The organism is Klebsiella sp. JN_Kp127 (assembly GCF_040062505.1).
In the GTDB taxonomy this organism is placed as follows: Bacteria; Pseudomonadota; Gammaproteobacteria; order Enterobacterales; family Enterobacteriaceae; genus Klebsiella; species Klebsiella quasipneumoniae.
This window is the reverse complement of record NZ_JBEAHS010000006.1, coordinates 1-20,637: the sequence shown is the minus strand read 5'-3', so window position 1 is coordinate 20,637 and position 20,637 is coordinate 1. Positions and strand designations below refer to the sequence as shown.

Here is a 20,637-nt window from a genome sequence, read left to right as displayed (position 1 = left end):
AGGCGTTGGAGAGGTGGCGTTACGATAGCGCTTTTTTCGCGCCAGGCCCAGCCCGGGGTCAGCAATAGAGACCCTGCTCGCGGATGTAGTCCAGCACCGCGGCCGGCAGCATCTCGGCGCAGGACTCGCCGCGCTCAAGGCGCTGGCGAATGATCGTCGCCGAAATATCGAACCACGGGGTCTCAGCCAGGTAGATCACGCCGGAAGGACGGTGATGCAAAGACTCCACGTCGTGAGTTAAATGGCGATCCAGCCAGCGCTGATCGGCCTCATGGGCCATGGTCAGCGGGTAACCCGGCCGGCGGCAGACAATCAGGTGGACATTGTCGAGGATGGTTTCATAGTTATGCCAGGTGGGAAAGGTGAGCAGCGAATCCTGGCCAATGATAAACGCCAGCGGCTTGTGCGGCCCCTGCTCCTGGCGCCACTCCTGCAGCGTTTGCGCCGTCCAGGAGGGGGTATCGCGCCGCAGTTCGCGTTCATCGAGCGTGAACAGCGGCTTATCGGCAATCGCCAGCTTCAGCATGTGCACGCGCTGGGCGCTGGTGGCTTCCGGCTGGGGACGATGCGGCGGGACGTTATTAGGCATGATGATGACCTTGCTCAGGCCAATCTGATTCGCCAGGATCTCGACCGGCTTGAGGTGACCATAATGCACCGGATCGAAGGTGCCGCCATAGATTGCCTGTAAGTGAGTCATATCAACCATCAATAAAAACGTCCGCCAGGGCTTTGTGGCAGAGCAACAACGAAAGACTTTCCAGTTCGGGCCAGACGTCGTACCCGTAATCCTGTTTAAAGGTCAGTTCCGCGCGGGTCAGAAGGGTCACCGCCTGGCGCAGCTGTTCGCCGCTGAGTCGGGCGAGGGCGTCGCTGAGCAGCTGACGGCGGTTTTGCCAGACCCGATGTTTATCAAACAGCGAACGCAGCGGCGTCTGTGCCGACTGGCGCTTGAGAGTGACCAGCAGCAGCAGCTCCCGCTGTAGCGTACGCAGCAGGATCGCCGGCTCGCAGCCTTCAAGACGGAGCTGCTGCAGAACGTGCAGCACGCGCTTGCTTTTGCCTGCCAGCAGGGCATCGACCCAATGGTAAGGGGTAAAGTGCGCGGCATCGTTCACCGCCTGCTCAACGCGGGGCAGGGTCAGCTTACCGTCCGGCCAGAGGAGCGCCAGCCGCTCCAGCGCCTGCGCCAGCGCCAGCAGATTGCCTTCGTAACAGTAGCACAGCAGCTGGCTGGCCGCGTCGTCGAGCTGCAGCTGATGCTGTTTGGCCCGCGCAGCCAGCCAGCGCGGCAGCTGCGCGTATTCCGGCGTCTGGCAGCTGACCTGGACGGCGCGCTGAGCCAGCGCGGTGAGCCACGCGGCATTCTCCTGGGCTTTGGTCAACTTACTGCCGCGAACGATCAGCAGCAGGTCGTCGTGCAGCAGACCGACCAGCGTCGCCAGCTGTTCATTGATCGCAGCGTTGGGGCCGTTTTCCGGCAGGATCAACAGCAGGGTTTGCCGGCTGGCAAACAGGCTCATCGCCTGGCTTAAGGCGAAAAGCGCCTGCCAGTCGGTGCTGCTATCGATAGTGAAGGTGTGGTGTTCGGTAAAGCCCTGCGCGGCAGCGGCTTCGCGAATAGCGTCCTGGCTTTCCTGCAACAGCAGAGGATCGTTGCCAAGCAGCAGATAGGCCGCGCGCAGCCCTTCAGTGAGCTGCGCGCGGAGCTGTTCCGGGTACAACCGAATCATCATTGACCCAGCGTGGTGGAGACGCGGTTACCCGAGGACGCCGGCGCGGTGCTGCCCGCGACCGGTTTTTCTTCCTGCTGGGTGGCTTCAACATCCGCTACCTGAACGCTTGGCAGTTTACGAATCAGCTGTTCCGCCGCTTTATCGTACATTTCCTGGATAATCATATCCTGCTCGGCGTCTTTGGCTAGCGCCGCCTGCGGGTTATCAAAGAACGAACGATAGACCTTGGTGGTTATCGGATAGATATCGTGACCCGGGATCAGGACGCTGGCATGAACGGTCATGACCATCTGATATTCCGCCGTACGACCGTCCTGGAACACCGATGCCGTATCTTTCTGAATCGACGATCCATCGAGGCGCAGAGAAGGGACATCTTTACGCAGCGTGCTGGCGTCGATCAGTTCCACGCCGTTAAGACGCAGCTGATTACGCACCGCGCGGCTTAACGGCCCGTTCGGATCGCTCGACTGGAAGATCATGGTTTTCATGGTGGTGGGCACCTTGGTAGTGCTACGCAGATGCCAGCCACAGCCGGCGGTGGCAAGCACCGCCAGAGATAACAACATTGTTACCAGATATCGCACGCTTCCTCCCGCGCTTAGCCAACGACCAGATTGAGCAGTTTACCCGGAACGTAAATCACTTTACGCACGGTTTTGCCGTCGAGATACTTCGCCACCAGATGCTCCTGGCCGGCGCGCTCGCGGACCTGCTCTTCAGTTGCGTCTACCGCAACGGTAATTTTACCACGAACTTTGCCGTTGACCTGGACGACGACGAGGGTGCTGTCTTCCACCATCGCGCTTTCATCTGCCACCGGCCACGGCGCGTTGTCGATATCGCCTTCACCGTTCAGCTCACGCCACAGGGTGAAGCTGGCGTGCGGGGTGAACGGGTTGAGCATACGCACGACCGCCAGCAGGGCTTCCTGCATCAGAGCGCGATCCTGCTCATCTTCCTGCGGCGCTTTCGCCAGCTTGTTCATCAGCTCCATGATCGCCGCGATGGCGGTGTTGAAGGTCTGACGACGACCGATGTCATCGGTCACTTTGGCGATGGTTTTGTGGATATCGCGACGCAGCGCTTTCTGATCTTCACTCAGCGCCGCCACGTTCAGGGCCGCAACGTCCCCTTTGGTGGTGTGTTCGTAGACCAGCTTCCAGACGCGTTTCAGGAAGCGGTTCGCCCCTTCGACGCCAGATTCCTGCCACTCGAGGGTCATATCCGCCGGGGAGGCGAACATCATGAACAGACGCACGGTATCCGCGCCGTAGCGCTCAACCATGACCTGCGGGTCGATGCCGTTGTTTTTCGACTTGGACATCTTGCTCATGCCGGTGTACACCAGCTCGTGGCCCGCCGCGTCTTTGGCCTTAACGATACGGCCTTTTTCGTCACGTTCGACGATGGCGTCAACCGGGGAGACCCAGTTACGTTCGCCGTTTTCGCCTACGTAGTAGAAAGCGTCAGCCAGCACCATGCCCTGGCACAGCAGCTGTTTCGCCGGCTCATCGGAGTTGACCATACCCGCGTCGCGCATCAGCTTGTGGAAGAAGCGGAAGTAGAGCAGGTGCATGATCGCGTGTTCGATACCGCCGATGTAGATATCGACCGGCAGCCAGTAGTTGGCCGCTTGCGAATCCAGCATCCCTTCCTGATACTGCGGGCAGGTGTAGCGCGCATAGTACCAGGAGGACTCCATAAAGGTGTCGAAGGTGTCGGTTTCGCGCAGCGCCGGCTGGCCGTTAACCGTGGTCTTGGCCCATTCAGGATCGGCTTTGATCGGGCTGGTGATGCCGTCCATGACCACGTCTTCCGGCAGGATCACCGGCAGCTGATCTTCCGGGGTCGGCAGCACGGTGCCGTCTTCCAGGGTGACCATCGGGATCGGCGCGCCCCAGTAGCGCTGACGGGACACGCCCCAGTCGCGCAGGCGGTAGTTAATTTTACGCTCGCCAACGCCCATGGCTGCCAGTTTGTCGGCAATGGCGTTGAAGCCCGCTTCATAATCGAGGCCGCTGAACTCGCCGGAGTTAAACAGGACGCCTTTCTCGGTCAGCGCCTGCTCCGAGAGATCTGGCTCAGAACCGTCGGCGGCGAGGATCACCGGCTTGATGTTCAGCCCGTATTTGCTGGCGAACTCGTAGTCGCGCTGGTCGTGACCCGGAACGGCCATCACCGCGCCGGTGCCGTACTCCATCAGCACGAAGTTAGCCGCCCATACCGGAATTTCTTCGCCGGTCAGCGGGTGGATAGCTTTAAAGCCGGTATCGACGCCTTTTTTCTCCATCGTCGCCATGTCGGCTTCCGCCACTTTGGTGTTGCGGCATTCGTCGATAAAGGTGGCCAGCGCCGGATTGTTGGCCGCAGCCTGCTGCGCCAGCGGGTGACCCGCAGCGACCGCCAGGTAGGTACAGCCCATAAAGGTGTCCGGGCGAGTGGTGTAGACGGTCAGCTTGTCGGCGTAATGGTTAACGTCAAAGGAGATTTCCACCCCTTCAGAACGGCCGATCCAGTTGCGCTGCATGGTCTTCACGGTGTCCGGCCAGTGGTCCAGCTTATCCAGATCGTTCAACAGCTCATCGGCGTAGGCGGTGATTTTAATAAACCACTGCGGGATCTCTTTACGCTCGACTTTGGTGTCGCAGCGCCAGCAGCAGCCGTCGATAACCTGCTCGTTGGCCAGTACGGTCTGGTCGTTCGGGCACCAGTTCACCGCGGAGGTTTTTTTGTACACTAGGCCTTTTTTGTACAGCTCGGTGAAGAACTTCTGCTCCCAGCGGTAGTATTCCGGGGTGCAGGTCGCCAGCTCGCGGCTCCAGTCATAGCCGAAGCCCAGCATTTTGAGCTGGTTTTTCATGTAGGCGATGTTGTCGTAGGTCCACGGCGCTGGCGCGGTGTTGTTTTTTACCGCCGCGCCTTCCGCAGGCAGACCGAACGCATCCCAGCCAATCGGCTGCAGGACGTTTTTACCCAGCATGCGCTGATAGCGGGCAATCACGTCGCCGATGGTGTAGTTACGCACGTGACCCATGTGTAGTCGACCAGAAGGATAAGGAAGCATCGACAGGCAGTAATACTTCTCTTTGCTCTCGTCTTCAGTTACTTCAAATGTACGATTTTCGTCCCAGTGAAGCTGGACTTTCGATTCTATCTCTTCCGGGCGGTATTGCTCTTGCATGGCAGCCAGTGGTCCTGTTTTCAATACAGCTACAAAATGTAGCCAATGGATGTGTTATTTCAGATCGGCATAGCATAGCCCAAACGCCAACGTCAAAACAGCTTTTCGCACATCAACATCGGCAAAAGCTGGGCAGATTATTTCGCGAGTCTGTGGCTTGTCAGACACAGCGGGAGAGGAATAAGGTCTATTATCAGAAGACGTTAACCACACCGGAGGCGAAATGATGAACAAGGTTGCTCAATATTACCGTGAACTGGTCTCCTCGCTCAGCGAACGGCTCCGCCATGGAGAACGCGATATTGACGCGCTGGTGACGCAGGCACGCGATAAAATTGTCCGCGCCGGCGATCTGACGCAGAGCGAGATTGAGTCGGTGATAGCCGCGGTCAAGCGCGATCTTGAGGAGTTTGCACGCAGCTACGTAGAGAGTCATGAAGACGAGAGCGACAGCGTGTTTATGCGGGTGATCAAAGAGAGCCTGTGGCAGGAGCTGGCCGATATCACTGACAAAACCCAGCTTGAGTGGCGGGAGGTTTTTCAGGATCTGAATCACCACGGCGTATACCACAGCGGCGAAGTGGTCGGTTTAGGTAACCTGGTGTGTGAGAAGTGTCACTATCACCTGGCGGTGTATACCCCGGATGTGCTACCGCGCTGTCCGAAGTGCGGCCACGATCAGTTCCAGCGTCGCCCGTTTGAGCCCTGATCGATCGGGCCCGGTGCTGAATGATTGCGCCGGGCCGGTGAAAAAATAATTAATGATAAATCTAATGGGGCAATATAAACCTTATAGATTTATTGGTGTTATGCTCATATTTTTTACACCGCCACGGATTATCGTGGAGCATAACGCGCAGCGTATCGCAGCCAGCTCAGCGTATGATATTGACCAAATTAATTTGGAATAAGATGCGCGGTGCGCTTGCTAATGGGGCGTGGGCGCTGTCTGATAACAAGGCTATGTCATTTGCGGAGACTCATCGGCGATGCGCTGTCGCCAGCGCATCGCTTATTGTCAACGAATAGTATTTATTTCTGCCTGTTTATACTGCTGGCGACCACCCATGTCAGAGGCGTAGTTATGGTAAGAATTGACCACTAACTTATCAGCAGAAAGAGAACCTGCATTACAAATTGAAAGGTTCAGGAAACCGCAGCGGTAGCCACCATTTTTGACATACCGGGTGGTCATCGTCAGGGAACTATTCGCCTTAATCGTTTTATAGTTGGTGATGTCAGCGGTTTGTTGCGTATACAGAGTCATGTCCCCGCTACTCATCATTTGACCCTCATTAAGTATGCCATTATTCGCGGTGATGTTGACAGCATTCCCGTCGATCGTTGCCCTGTTCCGCAGGTAGTTACTCTCGATGCTCAGCGTGTCGCCGTAAATATAATAAGTATTATCGATCACATCGCCTTTAATCGACAGGGAATGTTGACCAACAATATTCCCCTCCTGATCCAGATTGCCGTTAGTCACTATGGATACATCGTTACCTTCAATGCGACCTTTGTTATATATCTTCCCCGAAGTGATGTTGTCATCCTTTTTAGCTTGCACGGTCAGGCTGGAGTTAGCCCGGATGTTGCCGGTGACGTTAAGCGTATTGCCGCTGAAAGCAATGTTTGTGACATCGCCCAGGATTGAGCCGCCGTTATCGATATTGACAGCGGACACGGCTAACTGGCCATCAGAGTCGATATAGGACCCATAGCGAGTAGTGAGATTGCCCCCGCTGGCTACGGATAGCATCTGAGTTCCCCTAAAAGTACCCGCGTTAACGAGATCGCCGCTAGCATTTACGCCAAGTGTTTTGCTGCTGGCAATAGTGCCTTCATTGTTTAATGTCCCCAAACTGGACAACGCCGTAGCGTAAGCGGTGCTATTAATGGTACCTTTATTTTTCATATCCCCTGCAGACACCATATTAGCGACAAGGCCGTCCGCGTTGATGGCGCCCTCATTAATCAGAGAACCATAGCTCGTCATCATAAGCATAGAGTTTGCGCTAATAACGCCTTTATTACGCACGCCGAGGCCTAAGGTATTCCCCACCATACTGATGCTATTGGCCTTGATACCGCCTAGATTGCTGATATCAATACTATATTCCGGTATGAGCATCTGCATGACCGTAGCCGTTTTCCCATGGTTTGCTATCTCTCCGGTAGCGTTATTATATGTGAAGTTACCCGCGCTGAGGGCGGTGCTGGCGGCGTTAAGGGTACCGTTAATCGCAATGGCATCCGCAAGCAAGATCGCATAGTTTGAGGAGGCGTTCATGCCTTTATCACCGATGGTGATTTTACCCTGCGTGACCGTATAGCTATCAATCGCGCCGGTGTCGCTCAGATTGACCTGGCCTGTCGTCAGCACTGCTTTGTTAGTATTAATAAAACTGCATCCGGAGCAGGAGATGCCGTTAGGGTTGGCGATAACGACATCGGCTTTTTGTCCGTTAACCTCGATAAAGCCCTGCAGGTTACTCATTTTATTGGAGGTCACTTCATTTAAAATGACGGAAGCGCTGCCGTTGGTCAGATTGTTATTCTTTGCGATATTACCGTGAGTGTCGTGATTAACGTCACTGGCACTATTGTTTAATATGGCGCCGTTAGGGCCGACGTTAAATTCGCGATATAAGTTATGCGAGACGCCAGCGGCATTAGGGGCTTCGATATCAATAACATTTGCCCCTGATTTATGCGTATAGCTTGACGGATCGGCATAAACAACGGATGAACTTAGCGCTGCAGCCAGCGCAACATATGAAACCTTGAATTTAAACATGTAATTTATTCCTTTAAATATGAAAAAATGGATCAGTAAATTGCAGTAATGTGCTGATGAAAACTAATACCTCCACTGTAATGAAAAGCCCATATTCATGGCATCGCTATGAAAGTCGTCAGGTTTACTAATGGGCGTGCCGATAAAAAAGTCATATTGCGTAGACGCTATTTCTCCGCGGACGCCGCCGACTGCGCCAGAAAGACTTTTTCCTTGCCTGGCGCGCTCGCTACCAATGATCCGGCCGAAGTCAAGACCAAGATATACCTGCCGGTCGGGGGTGGGAATATTCCAGCTAAAATCATTGCGCCAGTACCAGCCTTGATTGGCCGAAAGCGTATTTTCACCATCAAAGCCGCGAACCGTCCAGCGATTGCCGATATTAAACTGGTTGTCCGAAGATAATCTCTCCGGGCTGAACTGGGCATGGAAACGCGGCATCCAGCTAAACTTATCGCCGGTTGCGGCAAACTGCATTAAGGCCTGTATATCGGCGTGAACGATGCGCGAATGGCGGCTATATAAACCGGCTTTTTCCTCCGGCGTAGGCACGGAGCTGAGCCACGGCAGGCTGCGCTGAATACCTACGCTGGCGTCGACAATTTTATTGTTAAAATAGCGCTGGTGGCGCAGGGTAAATTCCCAGACAGGATTTTGTTTACGCATTACATGCAGCTCATCGCCGCCAAAAAAGTAGTGCGAACTGCTCTTTGCTATGCGCAGATCGGCGGTCGTTTTTTGTTGTCGGGTATGCGAAAGCAGGCGGCTAAGGGTCGCGCTGTAATAACGGTTTTTACTTTTATAGTCGATGCTTGACCATCTTCCTTTAAACAGCTGGCGGTACTGGCTGTAGGAGCCGTACAGGCTCAATGACCAGTAACCAAAAGGCACGGAGTAGTAAAGGTTGCCGTTATGGTTGCCGTCGTTGTGCTGGTTGAATTCAACGTCGCCGCCTGCCGAGATGGAAAGAATATCGTTCAATGAAGATAAATCGTAAAGGTATAGCGCGCCGCCGCCCTGATAGCGACCGCTGGCGCGGCTGCCTGCGTCATCAAGCCAGGCGCCAACCTGCCACTGTTTATCCATTACCCGGGCGATTTCAATATCACTTTCGCCAATGTGTTCCCCGGGCCGCAGTTTCATATGGGCGCTGGCGCCAGGCAGCCGCTGCAGGTTAGCCATCCCTTGTTCAAGATCGCTGAGGCGCAGGATTTTACCGGTATGCGTGGGCATGGAGGTCCACAGGTTCGTCACGGCGCTCTTCGGCGCAAAATCAATATGCCCCGTTTTGCCATAAGTCAGCGTTATTTTGAGAATGCCCCCTTCTAGTGACTGAGAAGGGATATCGATCAGGGAAGTAATATACCCTTGCGTTATCAGTTCATTTTGTAAGGCGTTCGTCAGCAGGCGAATCCCTTCTATTCCGAGGCAATGGCCGGGCGCCTGGGCTGCGATCTTCCCGAGGAGGGCGGTGGTTTTTGCGTTGTCCTCGGAGGTAATATCAACTTTCGTGATATACCGACAGGTCGCTTCTTCGGGAAATATCAAGGTTTGCTTTTTCGTATGGGTACGAGAAGATTGGTATTGCTGCTGATGGGGCATTAATGCGCTTTCACGGGCTTTATCCTGTTCAACCTGGTTTACCGTTGCGGCCTCAATACCCGCCCAGGCGGTAAAGCAGGTGAGCAAATTTAAACACAAAATAATGGCCAGTCTGTTAGTGTTAGTCCGCATGAAGCAATATCCGTTTGTTTCATTGAGTAAGATTATAATTAATGGTTGTGCGCGGCATGAAATAGCCTGCGCGACGTATAGCAAGTCAATTGAAATATTATTTTCAAGAAATTTAAACTCACGGGGATTATTACAAGATGCCGTATGCTAACGATGACGTGGCGGTTAATCTATTCTACGGCCCCTGAATTCTTTGTGAAATTTTTACTTCACGTTGTGAAGCTGTCGCTTTGAGATGAAGCGATTGAAAAGGGGAGGGGCTGACAGGCGCGCACGGTGATATCGTGCGCGCCGCAGAAGTTAGTGCAGAATTTTGGCGAGGAAGTCTTTGGCGCGATCGGATTGTGGGTTAGCGAAGAACGCTTCTTTATCGGCGTCTTCGACAATCTTTCCTTCATCCATAAAGATCACCCGGTTGGCCACCTTGCGGGCGAAGCCCATTTCGTGGGTAACCACCATCATAGTCATCCCTTCGTTGGCTAGTTCCACCATGACGTCCAGTACCTCGTTGATCATCTCCGGGTCGAGCGCGGAGGTAGGTTCATCAAACAGCATGGCGATCGGGTCCATGCACAGCGCACGGGCGATGGCCACGCGCTGCTGCTGGCCGCCGGAGAGCTGCGCCGGGTATTTTTCCGCATGCGCCGCCAGGCCCACGCGCTCCAGCAGCTTGAGACCCTTCTTGCGCGATGACGCTTTGTCACGATTGAGCACCTTAACCTGCGCCAGCGTCAGGTTGTCGATAATCGACAGGTGCGGGAACAGTTCAAAATGCTGAAACACCATTCCGACATGCGAGCGCAGTTTGGCAAGATTGGTCTTTTTATCGTTAACCACGGTGCCATCGACGATAATCTGCCCCTGCTGCACCGGCTCAAGGCCGTTCACGGTTTTAATCAGTGTGGATTTACCGGAGCCTGACGGCCCGCAGACCACCACGACTTCGCCTTTTTTCACTTCCGTGGAGCAATCGGTCAGCACCTGAAAGTGACCATACCATTTTGAAACATTTTTCAGGGTAATCATTACACAGTCCTTTTCTTCAACCAGCTGACCAACAGCGAGGCGCTGAGGCTAATCACAAAATAGACGCCGCCCGCGAACAGGATCATTTCAACCTGGGTCCCGTCACGCTCGCCAATCGTCGAGGCGGTACGGAAGAAGTCGGCGAGGCTCAAAACATACACCAGCGAGGTATCCTGGAAGAGGACGATCCCCTGGGTTAACAGCAGCGGTACCATGGCGCGGAAGGCCTGCGGCAGGATCACCAGCCGCATCGACTGCCAGTGGGTCATTCCCAGCGCCAGCGCGGCGCTCGACTGGCCGCGGGAGATGCTCTGGATGCCGGCGCGGATAATCTCCGAGTAGTAGGCGGCTTCGAACATCGAAAACGCCACCATCGCCGAGATCAGGCGAATATCCGTTTTCGGCGACAATCCCAGCACGTTCTGCAGGAAGCCTGGGACAATCAGGTAGAACCACAGCAGAACCATCACCAGCGGGATAGAACGGAACACGTTAACGTAGGATTTAGCAAACCAGGCCAGCGGCAGAAAGCTGGACAGGCGCATTACCGCCAGTAGGGTGCCCCAGACGATACCGACCACGATGGCGATCACTGTGATCTTCAGGGTGATCACCAGCCCCGCCAGCAGGTAGGGCATGGAGGGAACGATCGAACTCCAGTCAAAATCGTACATTATTTGCCTCCCATATTGCCAGGCAGGCGAACCTTACGCTCGACCACATACATAATCAGCATAATCACCGCGTTGATGAAAACATAGGCCAGGGTGATGGCGGTAAAAGACTCCCAGGCATGAGCGGAGTAGTCCAGCAGTTTGCCCGCCTGCGCGGCCATATCGGCCAGACCGATGGTGGAGGCGATGGCCGAGTTTTTCACCAGGTTCATCATCTCCGAGGTCATCGGCGGCACGATAACGCGATAGGCGTTCGGCAGCAGCACGTAGCGGTAGGTTTGCGGCAGGGTCAACCCCATCGCCAGACCGGCGTTCTTTTGTCCGCGCGGCAGCGACTGGATAGCGGCGCGTACCTGCTCGCAGACGCGAGCGGCGGTAAACAGCCCCAGGCACAGCATGGAGGAGACAAAGAACTGAATGTTTGGGTCCAGCTCCGATTTAAACCACATGCCGATATTTTCCGGCAGGAATTCCGGCACCACCAGGTACCAGGTAAAGAACTGCACGATCAGCGGCACGTTGCGAAACAGTTCGACATAGCAGGTGCCAATCCCTGAGAGCAGACGATTGGGCACCGTGCGCAAAATACCGAACAGCGAGCCGACGAGAAAAGCGATGATCCAGGCCGAGATGGAGAGGGCGACGGTGATCTGAAAACCGCTCCACAGCCAGCCCAGGTAGGTAGTGTTGCCGAAGGGGGCCTGTTGCAGGAATATCCCCCAGTTCCAGTCTATTGACATACATGACTCCTGGAAAAAAAGGGTAGCCATTGCTACCCTCGAAGACGGTTGTCCAGCTTGTTTCGGTATTCGCGGCGGCTGGGGAACGACCAGCCGCCGTATAGTCTGTCCGTGCTGTGACAACCATCGGGAGGGCAGGATATCCCGCCCCTGGTTGTTATAATTAGTTCAGTGCTTTGTCATTAGGTGATTTGAACAGCGCTTTCATGTCGTCCGACAGCTCGAAGTTCAGGTTAAGATTTTTTGGCGGAATCGGGTTTTTGAACCATTTATCGAACCACTTCGCCGCTTCGCCAGAGGTCTGGGCCTGGGCAACGGTTTCATCGACCAGCGCCTTGAAGGCCGGATCGTCCTTACGCAGCATGCAGCCATAGGCCTCTTTCGACTGCGCGGTGCCGACGATTTCCCAGTTATCCGGTTTCTTTGCCTTGGCGCGTTCGCCGGCCAGCAGAGCGTCATCCATCATAAAGGCCACCGCGCGTCCGCTCTCCAGGGTGCGGAAAGAGTCGCCATGATCTTTGGCGCTGATGATGCGCATATTCATTTTTTTCTCATCGTTCAGCTTATGCAGCAGGATCTCTGAGGTGGTCCCGGAGGTGACAACGACCGCCTTATCCTTCAGGTCCGGGAAATCTTTGATCGGGCCGCCTTTCTTCACCAGCAGACGAGTGCCGACGACGAAGATAGTATCGGAGAAGGCCGCCTGTTTCTGGCGCTCGAGGTTGTTGGTGGTTGAGCCGCACTCGAAATCAAAGGTGCCATTCTGCAGCAGCGGGATACGATTCTGCGAGGTAACCGGGATCAGTTTGACCTGCAGATCGGGTTTGTTCAGCTTCTTCTTGATGGCATCGACGATGGCGTTGGAGTAGTCCTGAGAGTAACCCACAACCTTCTGTTGGTTATCGTAGTAAGAGAAAGGGACGGAAGATTCGCGATGGCCGACAACGATAACGCCATTTTTCGCGATCTTATCCAGAGTGCTCTGGCCAGCCGCCGGGGCAGCATCTTCCGCCTGCGCCAGACCAGCGGTCATTCCCATTACCAGCATTGCCGTGGCCAGTTTACGTAATTGCATATCCAACTCCTTATCCGCAGCGTCACCGACGCTATTGATACCCATTGTGATTGTGTGTGTTGTTATTGGGGGCACGCATCCACGTGCCGCATTTGTATGTGTTTGTTAGCATTTAGTTTGGCTTAATGTAAAGATTTTGCTGTTTTATTGTTTATTTTTGCGAAGCGCTCCGCACCAATCGGAGGCAAATATCTTCCATTGCACCAAAATAGCGCGACCGCCGATCGTTTATGGTGCAACCCGGTTGCACTGGGCCAGAGGACGGCGCTACCCGATTAAATAAAGCAATGACTGTGCCAGGGTGGCAAATGACGGGAAGAAAAAAAAGCCGACGACGGGCGTCGCCGGCAGAGCATTTATCGGCGACGCTGACGCAGGCTCATCAGCAGCGCGCCGAAGCCGAGCAGCGCCGTCAGCGCCCACAGCGGCCAGTTGCCAGTGCGGGCGTAAGGGGTCAAGCCGCTGGTGGGCGTCACGGTGGTGGTCAACACCTCGCGGGTAAACTGCGGGATCATCTTCTGAATCTCGCCGCGCGGGCCGATGACGGCGGTAATGCCGTTGTTGGTGCTGCGCAGCAGCGGGCGGGCCAGCTCCAGGGCGCGCATCCGCGCCATCTGGAAGTGTTGCCACGGGCCGATGGACTTGCCGAACCAGGCGTCGTTGGAGATGGTCAGCAGGAAGTCGGTGTCCGGACGGAAGTTATCCCGCACCTGTTCCCCGAGGATGATCTCGTAGCAGATGGCCGCGGTCAGCTTGAGGTTATGCGCCATCAGCTGCGGCTGCACGTAGGGACCGCGGCTGAAGGAGGACATCGGCAGGTCGAAGAATGGCGCCAGCGGACGCAGAATCGACTCCAGCGGTACAAACTCGCCGAACGGCACCAGATGGTTCTTGTTGTAGCGGTTGGTCGAGTCGTAGCGGTACGGATTATCTTTGCCGAGGGTAATGATGGTGTTGTAGGTGTCGTAGCGGTTCTGCTTATTGAGACGCGCGTCGACGATGCCGGTGATCAGTGAGCTGTCTTTTGCGCGCAGCAGATCGTCCATCATGCTGAGGAACTGCTGCTGGTTGATCTCGAGATCCGGGATCGCCGATTCGGGCCAGATAATCAGCTGCGAGTGGCCGATATGCGGCTGGGTCAGCGCCAGATAGGTTTTCAGAGTGTTAACCAGCTGCTTCTCGTCCCACTTCATGGCCTGCGGGATATCGCCTTGCACCAGAGAGACCTGCGTCGCACGCGCCGGCAGCAGCTGATACCACTGGATATAGCGCAGCGGGAACGGCAGGGCGAACAGCAGCGCGGCAATGACCAGCGGCTTCCCGTTGCGCTGTACGAGGGCCAGGGCCAGCAGGCCGCTAACCATCATCAGCAGGAAGTTGATCGCCTCGACGCCCATCACCGGCGCCAGGCCTTTCAGCGGGCCGTCAATCTGGCTGTAGCCGAACTGCAGCCACGGAAAACCGGTCAGCACCCAGCCGCGCAGGAACTCGGTGATCTGCCAGACGACGGGAGCGGCGATCGCCACCCGCAGCCAGCTCGTTTTGGGCCACAGACGGGCGAGCAGGCCGGCAAACAGGCCGGTGTAGAGCGAGAGATAGGCCGCCAGCAGCACGACGAGGAAGACGTTAACCGGGCCCGGCATACCGCCAAACTGCGCGATGCTGACATAGACCCAGTTGATACCCGTGCCGAACAGGCCGAGCCCCCAGAAATAGCCGATGCCGGCGCTTTGCAGCGGGCGGCGGTTGAGGGTTAACGCCTGAAGACCGACCAGCGAAATAATCGCCGCGGGCCAGAAGTCATAAGGTGAAAAAGCCAGCGTTCCGCTGGCTCCGAATAGCAGCGCCAGCAGCAGACGTACGCGCTGACGTTCAAGAAGAGAGGCAAATACCATTTAGGCTAATCGTCCCGTTAATTAACGCCTGTTGCCACAGGCTATGCTGTTTGCCAGCCGGGGGAGGGGACAACCGGGGATCGCCCACGGTCTGTCTCCCGGCTGGCCGTGACCTTCAGCGCCGCCGCTTACTCTTCCAGCTTCGGCTGGGGAGCGTCATCCGGCAGCTTAACATGCACCTGAATGATACGACGACTATCTGCCATTGCTACCTTGAATTGGTAACCATCAATGTCGATAGATTCGCCGCGAGCCGGCAGGTGGCCAAAGGCCTGCATTACCAGTCCGCCAATGGTATCCACTTCTTCATCGCTGAAGTGCGTATCGAAGGCGTCATTGAAGTCTTCGATGGAGGCCAGAGCGCGCACCGTCCAGGTATGGCGGCTCAGCTGGCGGAAATCGATATCTTCTTCTTCGTCGTACTCGTCTTCAATTTCCCCGACGATGAGCTCAAGGATATCCTCGATGGTCACCAGACCGGAGACGCCGCCGAATTCGTCAATAACGATCGCCATATGGTAGCGCTGTGAGCGAAACTCTTTCAGCATGCGGTCGACCCGCTTGCTTTCCGGAACGACAACCGCCGGCCGTAACACTTTTTCCATGCTGAAAGCTTCGGCGTCGCTGCGCATAAACGGCAGCAGATCCTTGGCCATCAGAATCCCTTCGATGTGATCTTTATCTTCACTGATGACCGGGAAGCGCGAGTGGGCGGATTCGATGATGACATCAAGGCACTCGTCCAGCGTCTGATTGCGTTTCAGGGTAATCATTTGTGAACGGGGGATCATAATGTCGCGGACCCGCTGGTCGGCGATATCCATTACCCCTTCGAGCATGTCACGGGTATCTTCATCGATAAGGTCGTTCTGCCCGGAATCACGGATCAGCGCCAGCAGTTCATCGCGGTTTTTCGGTTCCCCGTGAAAGAGCTGGCTGAGTAACAGGGAGAAAAATCCCTTTTTGCTGTTTACTGTGTCACTACTGTGTGAATTGTCGTCGCTCATGGCGTCGTTTGGGTTCTCATGTTGATTTAATGTCGCTCGTCGCGCGTACACTCAGCGCCGGACGGCATGGGTTGCCTGAGGTTCAGGCGGGTAAAATGCATGAACAGCGGCCGGATGAGACGCAAGCGCCGCCATCCGGCAGGGGGCTATTCAGCAATCTTCTCGGAAATGTACGGGTCCTCATAGCCCAGAGCAAGCATTATCTCTGTTTCGAGGGCTTCCATCTCTTCCGCTTCGTCATCTTCGATGTGATCGTAGCCCAGCAGATGCAGGCTGCCGTGAACCACCATATGCGCCCAGTGCGCCTCCAGCGGCTTCCCTTGCTCGCTGGCTTCCTGCTCCACCACCTGACGGCAAATGATCAGATCGCCGAGCAGCGGCATTTCAATCCCCGGCGGCGCTTCAAACGGGAAAGAGAGGACGTTGGTCGGTTTATCCTTGCCGCGATAGGTCAGGTTCAGCTCATGGCTTTCTGCAACGTCGACCAGACGAATCGTTAACTCTGACTCCTCCTGAAACGGCGGAATGACGGCGTCGACCCAGCGTTGAAAAAGGGCTTCGTCCGGCAGGCCGCTGGTCTCTTCGCAGGCCAGCTGTAAATCGAGGATCACCTGACTCATTTTTGCTCCTGTTCCTGGGCTTCGCGTTTGCGCTCGGCGGCCAGTTCTGCTTTACGTTTCTGGTCTGCGGCTTCCCATGCCTCATAGGCGTTCACGATGCGGGCGACCACCGGATGGCGGACCACGTCTTCGCTATGGAAGAAGTTAAAGCTGATCTCATCCACTTCCGCCAGCACTTCGATGGCGTGGCGCAGACCGGATTTGGTGCTGCGCGGCAGGTCAATCTGCGTGATGTCGCCGGTGATCACCGCCTTGGAGTTAAAGCCGATGCGGGTCAGGAACATCTTCATCTGCTCGATGGTGGTGTTCTGGCTTTCATCAAGAATGATAAAGGCGTCATTCAGCGTCCGTCCGCGCATATAGGCCAACGGAGCCACTTCGATGACGTTACGCTCAATCAGCTTTTCCACCTTCTCAAAGCCGAGCATCTCGAACAGCGCGTCGTACAGCGGGCGCAGATACGGGTCGACCTTCTGGCTCAGATCGCCGGGCAGGAAGCCGAGCTTTTCGCCCGCCTCGACGGCCGGACGGGTCAGCAGAATGCGGCGGATCTCCTGGCGCTCCAGCGCATCGACCGCCGCCGCCACCGCCAGATAGGTTTTCCCGGTACCTGCCGGACCCACGCCGAAGGTGATGTCGTGATCGAGGATATTGGCGATGTACTGCGCCTGGTTCGGCGTACGCGGTTTGATCACCCCGCGCTTGGTCTTGATATTGACGGCTTTTCCGTACTCCGGCACGCTCTCGGCGCTCTGCTCCAGCACGCGCGCCTCTTTGATCGCCAGATGGATCTGCTCTGGTTCAATATCCTGAATCTGACCGCGCATCGGCGCCGTGTCGACATACAGGCTGCGCAGAATATCGGCGGCGGCGTGCACGCAAAGGGCGCGTCCGGTCAGTTTAAAGTGATTGTCACGGCGGTTGATCTCAATGCCTAACCGACGCTCCAGCTGTTTGATGTTGTCGTCAAACGGGCCGCACAGGGCTAACAGGCGTGCGTTATCCGCTGGCTCCAGGGTAATTTCACGAGTGTCTATGTTCAAACTGTTCCTCTTTACGCAGGTGGCCGGACGCGGCGCGTGGCCGGCTAATCAGGAAATTATTTACGTCACAGGAAAATGGCGCAAGCATTGCTGTAGATATAGGGACGGAGAGAGGAATTACAAGGCCTGCCGGAACCGACAGGCCTGAAGGGATCACGGCTGATAGATACCCACGCCAAGATCGTTCTCTTTACGGGTGCGGGCAATCACTGATTCAGGTGATTCAGCGATACGCAGACCCATCTCCGCTTCGGTGCGCACGATTTTGCCGCGCAGCGAGTTGGTGTAAACATCGACAATTTCGACATCCACAAACTTGCCGACGAGGTCCGGGGTGCCTTCAAAGTTGACCACCCGGTTGTTCTCCGTACGTCCGGAAAGCTCCATGATGTTCTTGCGCGACGTGCCTTCCACCAGGATGCGCTGTACCGTGCCGAGCATGCGACGGCTCCAGGCCATCGCCTGCTGGTTGATGCGCTCCTGCAGAATATACAGACGCTGTTTCTTATCGGCATCCGGCACGTCGTCTACCATATCGGCCGCCGGGGTGCCCGGGCGGGCGGAGAAGATAAAGCTGTAGCTCATATCGAAATTGACGTCGGCGATAAGCTTCATTGTCTTTTCGAAATCTTCCGTAGTTTCGCCGGGGAAGCCGACGATAAAGTCGGAGCTTATCTGAATATCCGGACGCGCTTCACGCAGCTTGCGAATAATCGCTTTATACTCCAGTGCGGTATGGGTGCGTCCCATCAGGTTCAGCACGCGGTCGGAGCCGCTTTGCACCGGCAGGTGCAGGAAGCTCACCAGCTCCGGCGTATCGCGATAGACGTCGATGATATCGTCGGTAAATTCGATCGGGTGGCTGGTGGTGAAGCGAATGCGGTCGATGCCGTCGATAGCGGCCACCAGGCGCAGCAGATCGGCAAAGCTGCCGGTAGTGCCGTCGTAGTTCTCGCCGCGCCAGGCGTTCACGTTCTGGCCCAGCAGGTTGACTTCACGCACGCCCTGCGCCGCCAGTTGGGCGATTTCAAACAGGATATCGTCGCACGGGCGGCTGACTTCTTCTCCGCGGGTGTAGGGCACCACGCAGTAGGTGCAGTATTTATTGCAGCCTTCCATAATCGAGACAAAGGCGGTCGGGCCTTCGGCGCGCGGTTCTGGCAGGCGATCGAATTTTTCAATTTCCGGGAAGCTGATATCAACCACCGGGCTGCGGTTGCCGCGCACGGAGTTAATCATCTCCGGCAGGCGGTGCAGGGTTTGCGGCCCGAAAATAATATCGACATAGTGCGCGCGCTGACGAATATGGTCGCCTTCCTGGGAAGCCACGCAGCCGCCAACGCCAATAATCAGGTCCGGGTTCTTCTCTTTCAGCAGCTTCCAGCGGCCAAGCTGATGGAAAACTTTTTCCTGGGCCTTCTCACGAATTGAGCAGGTATTGAGCAACAGCACATCTGCTTCTTCCGCCACTTCGGTCAGTTGATACCCATGTGTCGCATCCAGCAGATCGGCCATCTTTGATGAATCATACTCGTTCATCTGACAGCCCCAGGTTTTAATATGGAGTTTTTTTGTCATTGACTTGCTCATGCTCAGTAATAGATATCCAAAACGCGGGGATATATACAGGGTGAATTTCGCATTCCAGGGCGCGTATTGTAATGCTTTGGTCGCCCCCTGACCAGTGCGAGCGTTATCACCGCAAGAGGGCGAAAAATCCGGTAAACTTAACGGATTCTGCTTTAAGGATAATAGCCATGACAATTCACGCAACAGATGTCGCCATCGTGGGCGGCGGCATGGTCGGCGGCGCCCTGGCGTTGGGGCTGGCGCAACAGGGATTTACCGTGACGGTGCTTGAGAAAACGGCGCCTCCGGCTTTCGATCCGGCATCCGCCCCGGATGTGCGGATCTCGGCGATCAGCGCGGCCTCGGTCGGCCTGCTGAAAAGCCTTGGCGTCTGGGATGCCGTGCGGGCGATGCGCGTCCACGCCTACCGTCGACTGGAGACCTGGGAGTGGGAGAGCGCCCACGTCGCCTTTGACGCCGCCGAGCTTAAGCTGCCGGAGCTGGGCTATATGGTCGAGAACAAGGTCCTGCAGTGGGGCCTGTGGCAAGCGCTGACGGCGCACGAAGGGGTTACCCTGCGCGTTGGCGGCGAACTGGAGGCGATGCAGCGCGGCGAGGCGGAGACGGCGTTGCGTTTACGCGACGGGGAGACGATCCACGCCCGGCTGGTTATCGGCGCCGACGGCGCCAGCTCTCAGGTGCGGGAGATGGCCGGCATCGGCGTGCATGCCTGGCAATATCTGCAATCCTGTATGCTCATTAGCGTCCAATGCGCCGACGATCCCGGCGACAGCACCTGGCAGCAGTTTACCCCCAGTGGACCGCGCGCTTTCCTGCCGCTGTTCGACAACTGGGCCTCGCTGGTGTGGTATGACGCCCCGGCGCGGATCCGTCAGCTGCAGGGCATGTCCATGCCCCAGCTCCAGCAGGAGATCGCCCGCCATTTCCCGGCGCGTCTCGGGCGGGTGACGCCGCAGTCGGCCGGCGCCTTCCCGCTCACCCGGCGTCATGCGCTGCAGTATGTTCAGCCTGGTCTGGCGCTGGTGGGCGATGCGGCGCACACCATTCATCCGCTGGCGGGGCAGGGGGTTAATCTTGGCTATCGTGATGTCGACGCCCTGCTGGAGGTCCTGACGCAAGCGCGCGGCCGCGGCGAAGAGTGGGCCAGCCTGCCGGTGCTCAAGCGCTACCAGGGGCGGCGGCGGGCGGATAATTTTATTATGCAGTCGGGGATGGATCTGTTTTACGCCGGATTCAGCAATGACCTGACGCCGGTGCGGATGCTGCGCAATATTGGCCTGATGGCGGCCGAACGCGCCGGGGCGCTGAAGCGTCAGGCGCTGAAGTATGCGTTAGGCTTGTAAACCGGCGTCGCGGGCAGGGGCGTCGTGGAAAGCGCCTGCCCGGCAGTCAGTGATGCGCCAGGATGGCAAAACGCCAATAACAAAAAAGCCCACCGAGGTGGGCTTTTTTGCATTGAAGTGGCTGGGGTACGAGGATTCGAACCTCGGAATGCCGGAATCAGAATCCGGTGCCT

At 56.4% G+C, this 20,637-nt stretch carries 18 protein-coding genes; 2 read left to right on the top strand and 16 right to left on the bottom strand.

Features of this window, described 5'->3' with window-relative positions; all coding sequences use genetic code 11:
• Nucleotides 1–58 precede the first annotated feature (58 nt).
• The 4 genes from nadD to leuS are packed head-to-tail and all read right to left on the bottom strand — an operon-like array spanning nt 59 to nt 4,920.
• Entirely contained in the window at nt 59–709 is a 651-nt protein-coding gene (nadD, locus tag ABLV04_RS04315) for a nicotinate-nucleotide adenylyltransferase (RefSeq protein WP_032455122.1), read from the bottom strand.
• Nucleotides 702–1,733: a DNA polymerase III subunit delta gene (gene holA, locus ABLV04_RS04310; RefSeq protein ID WP_032428664.1), complete on the bottom strand. Its 1,032-nt coding sequence runs from the start codon at nt 1,731–1,733 to the stop codon at nt 702–704. The genes nadD and holA overlap by 8 nt, the downstream gene beginning before the upstream one ends.
• Complete coding sequence (gene lptE / locus ABLV04_RS04305; protein WP_004885890.1) at nt 1,733–2,323, bottom strand: LPS assembly lipoprotein LptE; 591 nt, start codon at nt 2,321–2,323, stop codon at nt 1,733–1,735. The genes holA and lptE overlap by 1 nt, the downstream gene beginning before the upstream one ends.
• A gap of 14 nt (nt 2,324–2,337) precedes the next feature.
• On the bottom strand, nt 2,338–4,920 hold the full coding sequence (gene leuS / locus ABLV04_RS04300) for a leucine--tRNA ligase (RefSeq protein ID WP_044521615.1): 2,583 nt from the start codon (nt 4,918–4,920) through the stop codon (nt 2,338–2,340).
• A 226-nt stretch (nt 4,921–5,146) separates the two neighbouring features.
• Between leuS and ABLV04_RS04295 the strand changes: the two genes are divergently transcribed.
• Nucleotides 5,147–5,629 carry a zinc ribbon-containing protein gene (locus tag ABLV04_RS04295; RefSeq protein WP_348815426.1) on the top strand — a complete coding sequence of 161 codons (483 nt, stop codon included), beginning with the start codon at nt 5,147–5,149 and terminating at the stop codon, nt 5,627–5,629.
• Nucleotides 5,630–5,938: 309 nt separating this feature from the next.
• On the opposite strand, the gene ABLV04_RS04290 is transcribed toward ABLV04_RS04295, so the two are convergent.
• The 11 genes from ABLV04_RS04290 to miaB all read right to left on the bottom strand — a co-directional run bounded on the left by ABLV04_RS04290 (nt 5,939) and on the right by miaB (nt 19,109).
• Nucleotides 5,939–7,717: a filamentous hemagglutinin N-terminal domain-containing protein gene (locus ABLV04_RS04290; protein ID WP_348815394.1), complete on the bottom strand. Its 1,779-nt coding sequence runs from the start codon at nt 7,715–7,717 to the stop codon at nt 5,939–5,941.
• Nucleotides 7,718–7,780: 63 nt separating this feature from the next.
• Nucleotides 7,781–9,451, bottom strand: a complete 1,671-nt coding sequence (locus ABLV04_RS04285) for a ShlB/FhaC/HecB family hemolysin secretion/activation protein (RefSeq protein ID WP_348815393.1) — start codon at nt 9,449–9,451, stop codon at nt 7,781–7,783.
• Between the two features lie 300 nt (nt 9,452–9,751).
• Complete coding sequence (locus ABLV04_RS04280; protein ID WP_004885898.1) at nt 9,752–10,477, bottom strand: amino acid ABC transporter ATP-binding protein; 726 nt, start codon at nt 10,475–10,477, stop codon at nt 9,752–9,754.
• On the bottom strand, nt 10,477–11,151 hold the full coding sequence (gltK, locus tag ABLV04_RS04275; RefSeq protein WP_002894707.1) for a glutamate/aspartate ABC transporter permease GltK: 675 nt from the start codon (nt 11,149–11,151) through the stop codon (nt 10,477–10,479). Before gltK ends, ABLV04_RS04280 begins: the two co-directional genes overlap by 1 nt.
• Nucleotides 11,151–11,891 carry an amino acid ABC transporter permease gene (locus tag ABLV04_RS04270; protein ID WP_032455129.1) on the bottom strand — a complete coding sequence of 247 codons (741 nt, stop codon included), beginning with the start codon at nt 11,889–11,891 and terminating at the stop codon, nt 11,151–11,153. The genes gltK and ABLV04_RS04270 overlap by 1 nt, the downstream gene beginning before the upstream one ends.
• Before the next feature lie 163 nt (nt 11,892–12,054).
• Nucleotides 12,055–12,966 carry an amino acid ABC transporter substrate-binding protein gene (locus tag ABLV04_RS04265; RefSeq protein WP_023288842.1) on the bottom strand — a complete coding sequence of 304 codons (912 nt, stop codon included), beginning with the start codon at nt 12,964–12,966 and terminating at the stop codon, nt 12,055–12,057.
• Nucleotides 12,967–13,322: 356 nt separating this feature from the next.
• On the bottom strand, nt 13,323–14,861 hold the full coding sequence (lnt, locus tag ABLV04_RS04260) for an apolipoprotein N-acyltransferase (RefSeq protein WP_065804702.1): 1,539 nt from the start codon (nt 14,859–14,861) through the stop codon (nt 13,323–13,325).
• 128 nt (nt 14,862–14,989) lie between these two features.
• Nucleotides 14,990–15,868: a CNNM family magnesium/cobalt transport protein CorC gene (gene corC, locus ABLV04_RS04255; protein WP_004197606.1), complete on the bottom strand. Its 879-nt coding sequence runs from the start codon at nt 15,866–15,868 to the stop codon at nt 14,990–14,992.
• A gap of 146 nt (nt 15,869–16,014) precedes the next feature.
• The gene (gene ybeY, locus ABLV04_RS04250; RefSeq protein WP_023288844.1) at nt 16,015–16,488 is read right to left on the bottom strand and encodes an rRNA maturation RNase YbeY; all 474 of its coding nucleotides are present in this window, start codon (nt 16,486–16,488) and stop codon (nt 16,015–16,017) included.
• Complete coding sequence (locus ABLV04_RS04245) at nt 16,485–17,531, bottom strand: PhoH family protein (protein ID WP_004176871.1); 1,047 nt, start codon at nt 17,529–17,531, stop codon at nt 16,485–16,487. The genes ybeY and ABLV04_RS04245 overlap by 4 nt, the downstream gene beginning before the upstream one ends.
• Nucleotides 17,532–17,684: 153 nt before the next feature.
• Complete coding sequence (gene miaB, locus ABLV04_RS04240) at nt 17,685–19,109, bottom strand: tRNA (N6-isopentenyl adenosine(37)-C2)-methylthiotransferase MiaB (protein ID WP_004885906.1); 1,425 nt, start codon at nt 19,107–19,109, stop codon at nt 17,685–17,687.
• A gap of 179 nt (nt 19,110–19,288) precedes the next feature.
• Between miaB and ubiF the strand changes: the two genes are divergently transcribed.
• Nucleotides 19,289–20,464 (top strand): 3-demethoxyubiquinol 3-hydroxylase, encoded by a 1,176-nt coding sequence (gene ubiF / locus ABLV04_RS04235; protein WP_348815391.1) that lies wholly within the window; start codon nt 19,289–19,291, stop codon nt 20,462–20,464.
• Here the strand turns inward: ubiF and ABLV04_RS04230 are convergent.
• On the bottom strand, nt 20,453–20,637 hold a 185-nt coding region (locus tag ABLV04_RS04230), incomplete at its 5' end, for a hypothetical protein (protein WP_348815389.1). The genes ubiF and ABLV04_RS04230 overlap by 12 nt on opposite strands.

What these genes read in the sequence shown, in the direction of transcription:
- ybeY (WP_023288844.1), bottom strand. Translation starts at nt 16,488, where the DNA reads ATGAGTCAGGTGATCCTCGATTTACAGCTGGCCTGCGAAGAGACCAGC.
- nadD (WP_032455122.1), bottom strand. Translation starts at nt 709, where the DNA reads ATGGTTGATATGACTCACTTACAGGCAATCTATGGCGGCACCTTCGAT.
- gltK (WP_002894707.1), bottom strand. Translation starts at nt 11,151, where the DNA reads ATGTACGATTTTGACTGGAGTTCGATCGTTCCCTCCATGCCCTACCTG.
- ABLV04_RS04295 (WP_348815426.1), top strand. Translation starts at nt 5,147, where the DNA reads ATGAACAAGGTTGCTCAATATTACCGTGAACTGGTCTCCTCGCTCAGC.
- ubiF (WP_348815391.1), top strand. Translation starts at nt 19,289, where the DNA reads ATGACAATTCACGCAACAGATGTCGCCATCGTGGGCGGCGGCATGGTC.
- corC (WP_004197606.1), bottom strand. Translation starts at nt 15,868, where the DNA reads ATGAGCGACGACAATTCACACAGTAGTGACACAGTAAACAGCAAAAAG.
- ABLV04_RS04265 (WP_023288842.1), bottom strand. Translation starts at nt 12,966, where the DNA reads ATGCAATTACGTAAACTGGCCACGGCAATGCTGGTAATGGGAATGACC.
- ABLV04_RS04290 (WP_348815394.1), bottom strand. Translation starts at nt 7,717, where the DNA reads ATGTTTAAATTCAAGGTTTCATATGTTGCGCTGGCTGCAGCGCTAAGT.
- holA (WP_032428664.1), bottom strand. Translation starts at nt 1,733, where the DNA reads ATGATTCGGTTGTACCCGGAACAGCTCCGCGCGCAGCTCACTGAAGGG.
- ABLV04_RS04270 (WP_032455129.1), bottom strand. Translation starts at nt 11,891, where the DNA reads ATGTCAATAGACTGGAACTGGGGGATATTCCTGCAACAGGCCCCCTTC.
- leuS (WP_044521615.1), bottom strand. Translation starts at nt 4,920, where the DNA reads ATGCAAGAGCAATACCGCCCGGAAGAGATAGAATCGAAAGTCCAGCTT.
- ABLV04_RS04280 (WP_004885898.1), bottom strand. Translation starts at nt 10,477, where the DNA reads ATGATTACCCTGAAAAATGTTTCAAAATGGTATGGTCACTTTCAGGTG.
- lnt (WP_065804702.1), bottom strand. Translation starts at nt 14,861, where the DNA reads ATGGTATTTGCCTCTCTTCTTGAACGTCAGCGCGTACGTCTGCTGCTG.
- miaB (WP_004885906.1), bottom strand. Translation starts at nt 19,109, where the DNA reads ATGACAAAAAAACTCCATATTAAAACCTGGGGCTGTCAGATGAACGAG.
- ABLV04_RS04285 (WP_348815393.1), bottom strand. Translation starts at nt 9,451, where the DNA reads ATGCGGACTAACACTAACAGACTGGCCATTATTTTGTGTTTAAATTTG.